A 13,117-nucleotide genomic window follows, 5' to 3' on the forward strand; every position below is an offset into this window, starting at 1 on the left:
CGCTATTCGGGGGCGGGGCATGTGTGGGGCGTCTATGCGGTCGACCGGACGACGGGCCTGGTCGACCTCCACACCGCGCGCGCGACGGTGCTGGCGACCGGGGGCGCGGGGCGGACCTATCTGTTCTCGACCGCGCCCAAGGGGGCGACCGGCGACGGCATCGCCATGGCGTGGCGCGCGGGGTGCCGGGTGTCGAACATGGAATTCATGCAGTTCCACCCGACCTGCCTCTACGATCTCCAGGTCAAGAACTTCCTGATCACCGAGGCGGTGCGCGGCGAGGGCGGGCGGCTGGTCAATCCGACGACGGGCAAGAACTTCATGCCCTATTACGACCCGCGCCTCGAACTGGCGCCGCGCGACGTGGTGGCGCGCGCGATCGACGCGGAGATCAAGCGTTACGGCCTTGATTACGTCCATCTCGACATCAGCCACATGCCCGCCGATTTCGTCCGCGAGCACTTCCCCAACATCCACGAAAAGCTGCTGGGGCTGGGCATCGACATGACGCGCTCGCCCATCCCGGTGGTTCCCGCCCAGCATTATACCTGTGGGGGCATCGTCGTGGACCGGGACGGGCGCACCGACCTGCCCGGCCTCTACGCGGCGGGGGAATGCACCCAGTCGGGGCTCCACGGGGCCAACCGGCTGGCGTCGAACTCCCTGCTCGAATGCTTCGTCTTCGGCGAGGCGGCGGCGGCGCATATCGCCCGGCGCTGGGACGACCTGCCCCCGCCGCCGCCCGTGCGCCCCTGGGACGAGAGCCGCGTCGCCGATTCGGACGAGGAAGTCGTCATCAAGCAGAACTGGACGGAGATCCGCCGGTTCATGTGGAATTATGTGGGGATCGTCCGCACCACCAAGCGGCTGGAGCGCGCGGCCAACCGCATCGCCATGATGACGGAGGAGGTCGCCGATTATTACGGCCATTTCCGCGTCACGCCCGACCTGATCGAACTGCGCAACCTGCTCCAGACGGCGGACCTGATCGTCCGCTCCGCGCTGCACCGCAAAGAAAGTCGGGGGCTGCATTATACGCTCGACCATCCCGACATGCTCGCGGACGCGGTGGACACGATCCTGGTGCCCTCGCATTTCTGATCCGCAGCCCGGCGCGAGCGGTGCTCGTTTCGTCGCACCGGGCGCATCCCGCTGTTTCGCCGGGACGAAACCGGGGCCAAGTATCGTCGCCGGGGTTGGGGTGCGTGATATCGTGACGAGTTTTCGGGGCCGCTGGGCCCGCTTTTCCATGCTGGCGATCCCGATCGCGCTGGCCGCCTGCGTGCCCGAGTCGCGGCCCAACGCCACCTCGCAGCCGAGCGCGCCGGCGCCCGTGCCGGTCGCGGTGGTCTCCGTCCCCGTGCCGCCGCCCGCGCCGCGACCGGTGCGCGCCGCGCCCGACCTGCTGTCGGCGGCGGTGAGCGAAGCGGTACGCGGTTTCGGCGGGCTGGCGGGCGCCGCGGTGCGCGCCGTCGACGAGGGCTGGACCGTGGAGGCGAATGGCCGCCGCCTGATGCCCCAGCAATCGGTGTCGAAATTGTGGGTCGCCATCACCGTCATGGAGATGCGCGACCAGGGCCGTCTGCGGCTGGAAGACGAGATCACGGTTCGCCGCCAGGACCTGACCCTGTTTCACCAGCCCATCGCCTATCTGGTCCAGAAGAACGGCAGTTTCACCACCACGGTGGGCGGGCTGCTCACCCGCGCGCTGACGCAGAGCGACAACACCGCCAACGACCGGCTGCTGACCTTGGTGGGGGGGCCTGCGGCGGTTCGCGACGTCATCGCCAACAAGAGGCTGGGCGACATCCGCTTCGGCCCGGGCGAGCGGCTGCTCCAGGCGGGGACGGCGGGAATCGAGTGGCGGCCCGAATATTCGGTCGGCGGCGGCTTTCAGACGGCCCGCGCGGCGCTGTCGCCCGAGCGGCGCCGCGCCGCGCTCGACGCCTATATCGCCAACCCGCCCGACGGCGCGGCCCCGCTCGCCATCGCCGACGCGCTGTCGCGGCTGGCGCGCGGCGAACTGCTGTCCGAATCGTCGACGCGCGTGATGCTGGAGACGATGGCGCGTACCGTCACCGGGCGTTCGCGCCTGCGCGCCGCGATCGCGCCGGGCTGGCAGCTGGCGCACAAGACCGGCACCGGCCAGGACCTGAACGGGCGCAACGCCGGTTTCAACGATGTCGGCATCCTGACCGCGCCCGACGGGCGGCGCTACGCGATGGCGGTGATGATCGGCGACACGACCCGCTCGGTCACCGCGCGCCAGCAACTGATCCAGACGGTGGCGAGGGCGGTCGTCGCCCATGCGCCGGGACGGACCGGCGGCGCGGCCGCGAACTGACTTCCCCTGAGCGCTGGCCTTCCCCCTCCGACGCGGGCATGACCGGGACGGGGAACAGGGGAGCGACCGTTCAGTGAGTCCAGCGACGATCATGGGGGGCATCCTGTCGGGGACGCCCCCATTCGTGTGGGGAATCCTCGCGGGACTGGTGTTCCTGGGCGCGCGCCGGCTGCGTACCCGCCGCGCGCCGCTGGCCCTGGCGGCGGCCGCGCCGATCGGTTTCGCCATCTGGACGGTGTTCACCCTGCTCGGTCCCGCGCCGGCCCCGCAGGGCGCGCGCATCGTGGTTTCGGCGGGCGCGGCGCTGATCGGCTTCGCGAGCGGCCCGTTCCGGCTGGTGCCGCGGCCGGTCCATCTGGGCGGCGGGGTGTTCGAGCTGCCCGCGACCCGGTGGCCGCTCCTCTTCTACATGCTGATCTTCTGGACGCGTTACATGCTCGAAATGGCCGGACATCTCGATCCGGCGCGCGCGGCGACCTGGTCGCTGATCGCCACCGCGCTGATGTCGCTGGCGGCCGGACGCGCCCTGGCCGATTTCCTGCCGCTCGCCAGGGCCGCGCGCCACGATCGGCGCCGGACGGCCTGAGCGCCGGGCGCGGGACAAGTTCAGAATGACGGGTGGCGGCGGCTAGGCTAGGCTGGCGCGCGATGCCCCATCTCTATCTCGTCGACGGCTCCGGCTATATCTTCCGCGCCTATCACCGGCTGCCGCCGCTCACCAACAAGCATGGCGAGCCGGTGGGAGCGGTCTATGGGTACACGACCATGCTCTGGCGCCTCGCCGACGCGCTCCACAAGGCCGATGGCCCCACGCACATGGCGGTGGTGTTCGACAAGGCGTCGAAGACGTTCCGCAACGACCTCTATGCCGGGTACAAGGCGCATCGCCCGCCGCCGCCGCCCGACCTGGTGCCGCAATTCCCGATGATCCGCGACGCGACGCGCGCCTTTTCGCTGCCGTGCATCGAGGAGGAGGGGCTGGAGGCGGACGACATCATCGCCTCCTATGCCCGCGCGGCGCAGCGCCAGGGGTGGGAGGTGACGGTCGTGTCGTCCGACAAGGACCTGATGCAGCTCTTCGCGCCCGTTTCCGATGGCGATGCCGGCATTGACATGCTCGACACGATGAACAACCGGCGGCTCGGCCCCGATTACGTCGTCGAGAAGTTCGGGGTCGGGCCGGAGCGGCTGGGCGACGTGCTCGCGCTGATGGGCGACGCGGTCGACAATGTGCCGGGCGTGCCGGGCATCGGCCCGAAGACCGCGGCCAAGCTGATCGGGGAGCATGGCGACCTGGAGGGCGTCCTCGCCGCCGCGCCGGGGATGAAGGCGGGCAAGCTGCGCGACAATCTGATCGCCCATGCCGCCGAGGCGCGGATGAGCCGGGTGCTCGTGACGCTCAAGGACGACGCGCCGCTGCACGACCCGCTCGACGCGCTCGCCTTGCCGCAGGCGGGCATCCCCGCCGAGCCGCTCAAGGCGTTCCTGGAGCATCACGGGTTCAAGTCGCTGCTCGCCAAGCTGGGCGAGGTGGCGGGCGAAGCCGGCACCGCGCCCGGCTCGGCCGGCGGGGCCGAGGCCCCGTCCGACGACGCGGACGCCGATCCCCCCTGCGACCTGGACGGCTACGAGACCGTGGTCGACGCCCCCGCCCTCGAACGCTGGATCGCCGGGGCGCGCGCGCAGGGCTGGGTCGCGGTCGATACCGAGACCACCGGCATCGACGCGACGCGCGCCGATCTGGTCGGCGTGTCGATGGCGCTCGCCCCCAACCGCGCCTGCTATGTGCCCCTGGGCCATGGCGGGTCCGACCTGTTGAGCGAGACGCCCGTCCAGCTCGACCGCCGCGTCGCGCTCGACCTGCTCAAGCCGCTGCTCGAGGACGCGGCCGTGCTCAAGATCGGTCACAATCTGAAATACGACATGATCGTGCTCGACCGGGCCTATGCCGAAACCGGGGGTCTGAACCTGGCACCCTTCGACGACACGATCCTGCTCAGCTTCGACCTCGACGCGGGGCGCCACGGGCACAAGATGGACGAGCTGGCGGCGGAGCACCTGTCGCACACCTGCCTGGGCTTCAAGGAGGTGGTCGGCACCGGCAAGAACCAGCGCGGCTTCCACGAGATCGACCTGAAAACCGCGACCCGCTACGCCGCCGAGGACGCCGACGTGACGCTCCGCCTATGGCGCAGGTTCAAGCGCCGGCTTCCGGCCGAGGGCGCGACGCGGGTCTACGAGATGGTCGACCGCCCGCTCGTCCCCGTCATCGCGCGCATGGAGCAACGCGGGATCAAGGTCGACGTGCCGCGTCTGGCGGCGCTGTCGACCGAGTTCGAGGGGCAGATCGCGAAGCTGGAAAAGATCGTCCACGACCTGGCGGGCGGTCCCTTCACCATCGGTTCCCCTAAGCAGCTGGGGGAGGTCCTGTTCGACCGGCTGGGCCTGAAGGGTGGGCGCAAGGGCAAGTCCGGGGTCTATTCCACCGACGTGACCGAACTGGAGCGTATCGCGCGCGCGGACGGGCCGGGCGCCGAGGTGGTACGGCGCGTGCTCGACTGGCGCCAGCTCACCAAGCTCAAGAACACCTATACCGACGCGCTGCAAGCGCAGGTCAATCCGGCGACCGGCCGGGTGCATACCAGCTATTCGCTGACGGGCGCGCAGACGGGTCGGCTGTCCTCGACCGACCCCAATCTCCAGAACATCCCCATCCGCACCGAGATCGGCCGCCAGCTGCGCGAGGCGTTCGTGGCGGAGGAGGGCCATGTCCTGCTCGCCGCCGATTATTCGCAGATCGAGCTCCGGCTGGCCGCGCACATGGCCGACGTGCCCGAGCTCAAGGCGGCCTATGCGGCGGGCGAGGACATCCACGCGCTCACCGCCCGGCAACTCTATGGCGAGGTGAACCGCGACACGCGCGGCCAGGCCAAGACGATCAACTTCGCGATCCTCTACGGCATCTCGCGCTGGGGGCTGGCGGGGCGGCTGAACATCACCGCCGACGAGGCGCAGGCGCTGATCGACCGCTATTTCGAGCGCTTTCCGGGGGTCAACCGCTACATGGCCGACACGCTGACCCAGGTCCGCGACCGGGGCTATACCGAAACGCTGTTCGGCCGGAAATGCTGGTTCCCGCGCATCAAGGCCAAGACGCAGAACGAGCGCCAGGGCGCCGAGCGCGCCGCGATCAACGCCCCCATCCAGGGGACCAGCGCCGACATCATCAAGCGCGCCATGGTCCGCATGGAACCCGCCCTCGCCGAAGCCGGGCTGCCGCAGGTGCGGATGCTCCTCCAGGTGCATGACGAACTCGTCTTCGAACTGCCCGAAGGCGATGTCGAGGCGGCGAGCGCGGTCATTCGCCGGGTGATGGAGGGCGCGGCGGCGCCGGCGGTGACGTTGTCGGTGCCGCTGGGGGTGGAGATCGGCACCGGGCATAGCTGGGGTTCGGCGCACTAGTGGCGACGGCCGATCCCGAGGATATCGCGGCGCTCGCCAAGGGGGGCCGCACGAACATCGCGGGCTTCGCGCTCCGGCTGCTCGCGCGTATCCCGTTCCTGTTCATCGCGGGGCGTGTTTATGGGCCCGAGCTGGTCGGGCGCTTCGCCATCGCGGTCGTCGTGGTCGAGCTCGCGGCGCTGCTGGCGACCTTGGGGCTGAAGCGCGGGCTGGCGCAGGCGCTGGCGACCACCGACCGGCCGCATGCGCATGTCGTGTGGGATGCGATGGTCGTAGCGCTCGTCGTGTCGATCGCGGCGAGCGCGGTATTGTTCAGCTTTCCGCAGCTCCTGTATCCCAACAGCGCGATCACCGGGCTCGACCGGTTCCTGCCGCTGATTATCGTCGCGACCGCCTGGTCGGACGTCAGCCTGGCGGCGCTCGCCTATCGGCTGAACGTCAAGGCGGCGGTGACGGCGCGCGCGGTGGTGGAGCCCTGGACGATCTCGATCGCGGCCTGGGTCCTGTCCTATTGGACGCTGCGCGACGGGCTGGTCCTGTCCTATGTCGTGTCGATGCTCGCCGCGCTGGTGGCGAGCGCGGTGCCGTTCATCCGCTCCTATGGGCTGCCGCGCGGCTGGACGCCGCGCGTGCGGCCGCTGCTGGCGCTCGCCCAGGCCAATGCCCCGCTGGCGGGAGCGGACGCGTTGGAATGGGGAACGCGCAACGTCGATCGCTTCATCCTGGGGGTGCTGTTCCCGCCCAGCGTGGTCGGCATCTACTATATGGCGCAGCAGGTCGCCTCGCTTCCCGCCAAGCTCAAGACGAGCTTCGACCCGATATTGGGTCCCGTCGTGACCGAGGCGCTGGCGCGGGACGACAAGGCGGCGGTCGCGCGCCAGGTGTGCCAGGTCGCCTTCTGGATCATGGCCGCGCAGGGCGGGCTGGCGCTGATGGGATCGATTCCGGGCGAGGCGGTGATGGGGGTGATCGGCCCGGAATTCGTCGCGGGCACCGCCGCGCTCGCGTTCCTGCTGACCGCCGAATTCGCGGCGTCGGCGGGGGCGGTGTCCGAATCGGCGCTGATCTACATCGCCCGCAAGCGCAACCTGCTCATCTCGCTGGGGATGCTGCTGTTCCAGATCGCGCTCAGCTTCGCCTTGGTGTTCGCGATGCGCGCGCTGGGCCGGCCGGCGGCGTGGCAGGCGGCGGGGCCGGCGGTCGCGCTGTGCTTGAGCCTGGGGGTGACGAGCGTCGTCAAGCTGCGCTTCCTCCAGCATCTGCTCGATCACGCCGTCACGCCCTGGCGCTGGTCGCTGCTCTGGGCGGCGCTGGCCGCGATCGCGGTAGGGACGATCTTTACCGCGCTCCCGCAGCGTTATGAGTGGACCGAGCTCGTCATCGGCGTGCCGGCGATCGCGGGGACCTATCTGTTCGTGTTGTGGCGCTGGTCGTTCGGCGACGCCGACCGCGCGCTGTTCCGGCGCAAGGCGGCGCCGGAAACGGTCGCGCTGCCGGCCGGGGGCGCGGCCACGGGCTGACGCGATGTGCTTACGCGGGGGCCGCGCCGCGCTTCGACGCAAGTCGAAGCCTGACCAACTCAATGCCGGAAGTGGCGCATCCCGGTGAACAGCATCGCCAGCCCCGCCTCGTCGGCGGCGGCGATCACCTCCGCGTCGCGGATCGAGCCGCCGGGCTGGATCACCGCGGTCGCCCCCGCCTCGACGGCCGCCATCAGCCCGTCGGCGAAGGGGAAAAACGCATCCGACGCCACCGCCGATCCGATCGTGCGCGGCTCGGCCCAACCCGCCTTGTCGGCCGCGTCGCGCGCCTTCCAGGCGGCGATGCGCGCGGATTCGAGGCGGTTCATCTGCCCCGCCCCGACGCCGGCCGTCGCGCCGTCGCGCGCATAGACGATCGCGTTCGACTTGACGTGTTTGGCGACCGTCCAGGCGAAGCGGCAATCGGCGAGCTCCCGCGCGGTCGGCTGGCGCCTGGTGACGACCCGGAGCCCGTCGTCGGACAGCGCTCCCCCGTCGCGCGACTGGACCAGCCAGCCGCCCGCGATAGACTTGACCGACAGCCCGCCGCGCGCCGGATCGGGAAGCGCGCCGGTCAGCAGCAGCCGCAGATTCTTCTTGCGCGCGAACACCGCCCGCGCCTCGGCGTCGGCGTCGGGGGCGACCACGACTTCGGTAAAGATCTCGGCGATGGCGGCGGCGGTCGCGCCGTCGAGCGGGCGGTTGAGCGCGACGATGCCGCCGAACGCCGACACCGGGTCGCACTGGAACGCGGCGCGGTAAGCCGCCTCGAGCGTCGCTGCGGTCGCGACGCCGCAGGGATTGGCGTGCTTGACGATCACCGCCGTGGGGCCGGCGTCGCGGAACTCGGCGAGCAGCTCGAGCGCGGCGTCCGCGTCGTTGAGATTGTTGTAGCTGAGCGCCTTGCCGCCCACCTGCTCGGCCTGGCCGATCCCGCGCGCCGAGGGTCCCCGGCCGGTGTAGAAGGCGGCGGCCTGGTGAGGATTCTCGCCGTAGCGAAGCTCGTCCTGGCGCTGGAGGATCAGCGGCAGCGTCCTTGGAAACAGTTCGCCCTGGTCGGCGAAGGCGAACCAGCCGGCGATCATCGCGTCATAGGTGGCGGTGGCGGCAAAGGCGGCGGCGGCGAGGCGGCGGCGCAGATCGAGCGTCGTCGCGCCGTCATGGGCGTCCAGCTCCGCCAGCAGCGCGGAATAGTCCGCCGGATCGGTGACGATCGCGACATGGGCGTGGTTCTTGGCGGCGGAGCGCACCATGGACGGGCCGCCGATGTCGATATTCTCGATCACCTCGCCGCGTGCCGCGCCGCGCGCGACGGTGGCCTCGAACGGATATAGGTTGACGACCACGAGATCGATCGCGCCGATCCCGTGCGCGGCCATGGCCGCGACATGCGCGGGGTCGTCGCGGACCGCGAGCAGCCCGCCATGCACCGCCGGATGAAGCGTCTTGACGCGCCCGTCCATCATCTCGGGATATCCCGTCAGCTCGGCCACGTCGCGCACCGCCAGCCCCGCGTCGCGCAGCGCGGTCGCGGTGCCGCCGGTCGAGACCAGCTCGACGCCGCGTGCCGCCAATGCGCGGGCCAGGTCGACGACCCCCGTCTTGTCGGACACCGACAGAAGGGCGCGGTGCACGGGGACGAGCGACATGGACGGGCTCCGACGATGGGGAGAGGGGGTTCGCGGGCGCCCTGCCCGTCTAGCGCGCGCGCTTCAAGAGCCAGCCGATGCTGGCGCCTCCGGCCGCCGCCTCGCCGGTGACGACGAGCTGGCGCGTCGCGACCGGGCGCCCGCCCTCGTCGATCCACAGCGAGTCGTCGACCAGGAGCGCCCCGCCCCGGCAGCGGAACTGCCACAGCCCCCCCTCGGGCGTGCGCAGGATCGCGGCCTGGCCGTCGGCGGTCGGCTCCGCCGCGACCCCCCGGCCGAGATGGAAGCGGATCGCGAAGGCGGTCGCCCCCGCGCGGCGGCGGCGCCCGCGCGGGAGCAGCGCGTCCTCGCCACGCACTTCGCGACCATCGGCGGTCAGCATAAGCTGGCGGCGATGGACGAAGCCGAAGCGGCGGACATAGCCGTCATGCGCCCCCTCGATCCGGCTCCCCGCCTCGCTCTCCTGGCGCGACAATTCGACCTCGCCGACCCCGCGCCCCAGCGTGCCGTCGGCGAGGATCGCGGTGGAGTTCGAATCGGCGAGCGTCAGCGTCGAATGCGCCGCCGTCGTCCGCAGTCCCTCGGCCAGCGCCGGCGGAAGCGTAGCCAGCGCCGCGCGCGCGCCGCCGCAATTGACGACGATGCGCGCCGGCCCGTCGGAGAATTCAAAGGCCAGCGTCGAGGCGCAGCCACCCTCGACCACGCGCGCGACCGGCGGGGGCGCGGCGTCGACGATCAGCACCGCGCTGCCCGCCGCCAGCCGCTGATAGCCCCAGTCGCGCGACTGGCGCAGCGGGCGCGTGCGCACCCCGCTCGCCTCCACCACCGCCGCGACGCGCTCCGCCGATATGGGGCCGCCGCCCTGCCAGCCCGACAATCCCCGGTCGCCATGCGCGACCCCGAGCAGCGCGGGCACCATCCGGGCAAGCGCAGCCGTCGTCGCGTCGGCCGGGTCCTGCCGCCGCGCGTCGTAGCAGGCGGCCAGCATCGCGAGCAGGTCGATCGTTTGAAGCAGCATCGCGGGCGAGCGCGACACCGATCCGCCATCCTCGAACAGGCTGACGCCCAGCGCGCGCTGGAGCCCCGCCTCGCCGAAGCGCAGCCGCGCCTCGCCCTCGGGCAGCAGCAGCCCGCACGCGACCACCCCGCACCAGGCGGCGATGCGCGCGGTGCCGGGCGGCGCCTTGTCGGCATAACGGTCGAGATGCCGCCCGCCCCGTGCCAGCGCGTTCAGGACGCGCGAGCGGTAGACGATGTCGGTCGAGGACAGGATCAAGGGGGCGTGCGCGGTCCAGAACAGCACGCGCCGGCCCCACAGATCGGCCCGCCACGCCGCCTGGTCGACCGTGTCGGCATGGGCGTGGAGCCAGCGCGCCATCAGCGCCTCCGCGACCGGGGCGGCCTGCGCCCGCGTCGCCACCGTCGACAGGTCGCGCAGCCAGGCGAAGCTCTGGAAATGGTCGGCGAAGGGCTTGCCCCAATCGGCGCGGCGCGGGTCGAGCAGGTCGATCGCCCGCTCTTCGCCCAGATAGAGCAGCCGTCCCGCGAGCAGCGCGCGGCCGCGCTCGACATCGCCGGGTACGGGGTCGTCGGGCACCGCCATCAATTTCAGCGGATGCCGCCCCTTCAGCCGCAGATCGTGGAGCGGGGTGCGCCAGGTCAGCCGGTGAAGCCGTTCCGACAGCCGCTCGGCGAGCGACAGGCCCTTGTCGCCGCCGACCCGGATCAGCCGCTTGCCTTCCTCGATCCCGTCGCGGGGGGCGAGCATGGCGGAGTCCGGGTCGTGGAGGCTCATGCCGGGCGCAGCCGGGCGATATTGGCTGCGTAATCGCCGCCCGCGCCGAACACGGACGTACCCGCGACCAGCACGTCGGCGCCCGCGTCGATCGCGCGGGCGGCGGTGGCGGCGTCGATGCCGCCATCGACCTCCAGCGCGATGTCGCGCCCGGTCGCGTCGATCATCTTGCGGACGGCGGCGATCTTCTTGAGCTGCGACCCGATGAAATGCTGCCCGCCGAAACCGGGATTGACCGTCATCACGATCACCTGGTCGACCAGGTCGATCAGATAATCGAGCATCTTGGCGGGAGTGCCCGGATTGAGCGCCACCCCGGCCTTGAGCCCGAGCGACCCGATATGCCCGATCGAGCGGTGGATATGGGGACCCGCCTCGACATGGACGCTGATCCGGTCGGCCCCGGCCTGGGCGAAGGCGTCGAGATACGCATCGACCGGGGCGATCATCAGATGGACGTCGAACGGCTTGGCCGTCAGCGGCCGGATCGCGCGCACGACGCCGGGGCCGAACGAGATGTTGGGGACGAAATGGCCGTCCATCACGTCCAGGTGGATCCAGTCCGCCCCCGCCTCGTCGATCGCGCGGACCTCGTCGCCCAGCCGCGCGAAATCGGCGGACAGGATGGACGGGGCGATGCGGATCGGTCGGGACATGGGTTGGGCCTGTATCAGTCCCGAACGTCCCGGCAAGTCAGCCGTTGCGTGTCAGGCGCGCGATGAAGAAGCCGTCGCATCCGCCCGGTATCGACGATGGCAGGACGCGCAGGCCGAACGCTCCACGATCGACGGGGACCGGCACGGAGGGGGAATCCAGCGCATAATCGCCGCGCCCCGCCAGGAACCGCTCGACCTGCGCCTCGCCTTCCGCGGGTTCGAGCGAGCAGGTGGCGTAGATCAGGGTCCCGCCCGGCTTCACCCATTCGGCCGCGCGGGCGAGGATGCGTGCCTGGACCTCCGCCATATCGGCGATGAAACGCGGATGCGCGCGGTGGAGCACGTCGGGGTGGCGGCGGAAGATGCCCGTCGCGCTGCACGGCGCGTCGACCAGCACGGCGTCGGCCTGCTCCGTCGGCGCCCAGCCGAGCACGTCGCCGAGCGCGATCCGCGCGACGAGCCCGCACCGCGCGAAATTCTCGCGAAGTCGCGCCAGGCGACTTTCCGACTGGTCGACCGCGACCACGTCCCACCCCGCCGCCGCGAGCTGGAGCGTCTTGCCCCCGGGCGCGGCGCACAGGTCGAGCACCCGGCCGGGCTCGCGGTTGCCCCGACCCTCCAGCAGCACGCGCACCGGCAGCGACGCCGACACGTCCTGGACCCACCACGCCCCATCCGTATAGCCGGGCAGGTCGGCGACGGCGCCGCGTTCGGGCAGCCGCACATGGCCGGGCATGTAGCTCTCGCCGCCCAGCCGTTCGGTCCAGTCGGCGGTGTCCGCGGGCCGGGCGAGCGTCAGGTCGAGCGGCGGCGGCGCGGCGATCGCGGCGGCGGCGGCCCGGACCGTTTCCTCACCCCATTCGCGCGTCCAGCGCTCGGCGACATCGGCCGGCAGCGTCGGCGGATCGGGCAGGACCGCCGCGCTCCGCATCACCGTCCCGAACACGCCATGGACCAATTTGCGCGGCCCGCCATCGACCAGCGGCAGCACCGTCGCGATCGCGGCATGGGGCGGCGTGCCCAGCACCAGCGCCTGGGCCAGCGCGATGCGCAGCGCCGTGCGCGCCTTGGCGTCATTCGGCAGCGGCCTGGCCGTCGCGCCGTCGATCAGCGCGTCGAGGTCGGGCATGCGCCGCAGCACGGTGGCCGCGATCATGTGCGCCAGCGCCCGGTCGGCGCCGCGCACCTCGCGCGTCGCGCCGGCCAGCGCGGCCTCGAGCGGGCGCCCCTGGCGCAGCACCGCGTCGAGCAGCTTGAGCGCCGCGCGCCGGGCGGGGACGCCGGGACCATTGTCCGACGCGAAGCGGGAGGGTTGCGAAGCGGTCATGCGCCCCCGATCTGGCGTTCCTACGCCGTTCACGCAACCGGAGCCGTTCGATGGGCAAGCGCCCCGACCATGTGAAGCCCCCCGCCTATCTGACCCCCAGCCCCCCCGTGCCCGAGCCCGAGCTGGTGCGGGAGCCCGAACGCGACCCGATGGGCAAGAACCCCGTCCGCTACGGGGATTGGGAGAGCAAGGGCATCGCCATCGACTTCTAGGCGGACCGGCCAAAGCCTCATCGAGCCGGGTAAAGCCGTTCGTCCTGAGTAGCCGCTGAGCTTGTCGAAGCGGCGTATCGAAGGACCGGAGGCCGGGACCTGTCCTTCGATACGGGACTTCGACAAGCTCAGCCCCTACTTAGGACGAACGG

Annotated in this window: 10 protein-coding genes; 6 read left to right on the forward strand and 4 right to left on the reverse strand. The window is 71.4% G+C overall.

Translation table 11 applies throughout. From position 1 onward, the window contains the following. The 5 genes from VF592_RS07490 to VF592_RS07510 all read left to right on the forward strand — a co-directional run. On the forward strand, positions 1-1,101 hold a 1,101-nt coding region (locus VF592_RS07490; protein WP_331004993.1), incomplete at its 5' end, for an FAD-binding protein. Positions 1,102-1,213: 112 nt separating this feature from the next. Then, positions 1,214-2,344, forward strand: a complete 1,131-nt coding sequence (locus VF592_RS07495) for a serine hydrolase (protein ID WP_331004994.1) — start codon at positions 1,214-1,216, stop codon at positions 2,342-2,344. A 73-nt stretch (positions 2,345-2,417) separates the two neighbouring features. Further along, the gene (locus VF592_RS07500; RefSeq protein ID WP_331004995.1) at positions 2,418-2,930 is read left to right on the forward strand and encodes a DUF6622 family protein; all 513 of its coding nucleotides are present in this window, start codon (positions 2,418-2,420) and stop codon (positions 2,928-2,930) included. A 62-nt stretch (positions 2,931-2,992) separates the two neighbouring features. Continuing rightward, entirely contained in the window at positions 2,993-5,806 is a 2,814-nt protein-coding gene (gene polA / locus VF592_RS07505) for a DNA polymerase I (protein WP_331004996.1), read from the forward strand. Continuing rightward, positions 5,806-7,326, forward strand: coding sequence for a lipopolysaccharide biosynthesis protein (locus VF592_RS07510; RefSeq protein ID WP_331004997.1), 1,521 nt, complete (start codon positions 5,806-5,808; stop codon positions 7,324-7,326). Before polA ends, VF592_RS07510 begins: the two co-directional genes overlap by 1 nt. A 59-nt stretch (positions 7,327-7,385) precedes the next feature. Here the strand turns inward: VF592_RS07510 and purH are convergent, their stop codons facing one another. From purH to VF592_RS07530, 4 genes are read right to left on the reverse strand one after another with little or no spacing between them, the layout of a single operon-like run. Next, entirely contained in the window at positions 7,386-8,975 is a 1,590-nt protein-coding gene (gene purH / locus VF592_RS07515; RefSeq protein WP_331004998.1) for a bifunctional phosphoribosylaminoimidazolecarboxamide formyltransferase/IMP cyclohydrolase, read from the reverse strand. A gap of 49 nt (positions 8,976-9,024) precedes the next feature. Beyond that, a complete protein-coding gene (locus tag VF592_RS07520) occupies positions 9,025-10,770 on the reverse strand; it encodes a heparinase II/III family protein (protein ID WP_331004999.1) in 1,746 nt (581 codons plus the stop codon). Continuing rightward, positions 10,767-11,426: a ribulose-phosphate 3-epimerase gene (gene rpe, locus VF592_RS07525; RefSeq protein ID WP_331005000.1), complete on the reverse strand. Its 660-nt coding sequence runs from the start codon at positions 11,424-11,426 to the stop codon at positions 10,767-10,769. Before rpe ends, VF592_RS07520 begins: the two co-directional genes overlap by 4 nt. A 37-nt stretch (positions 11,427-11,463) precedes the next feature. Then, complete coding sequence (locus VF592_RS07530) at positions 11,464-12,753, reverse strand: RsmB/NOP family class I SAM-dependent RNA methyltransferase (protein WP_331005001.1); 1,290 nt, start codon at positions 12,751-12,753, stop codon at positions 11,464-11,466. Between the two features lie 50 nt (positions 12,754-12,803). Between VF592_RS07530 and VF592_RS07535 the strand changes: the two genes are divergently transcribed. Continuing rightward, complete coding sequence (locus VF592_RS07535; RefSeq protein ID WP_331005002.1) at positions 12,804-12,965, forward strand: DUF1674 domain-containing protein; 162 nt, start codon at positions 12,804-12,806, stop codon at positions 12,963-12,965. The last annotated feature ends 152 nt before the right edge of the window (positions 12,966-13,117 follow it).

The organism is Sphingomonas sp. (assembly GCF_036388435.1).
Taxonomy (GTDB): Bacteria; Pseudomonadota; Alphaproteobacteria; order Sphingomonadales; family Sphingomonadaceae; genus Sphingomonas.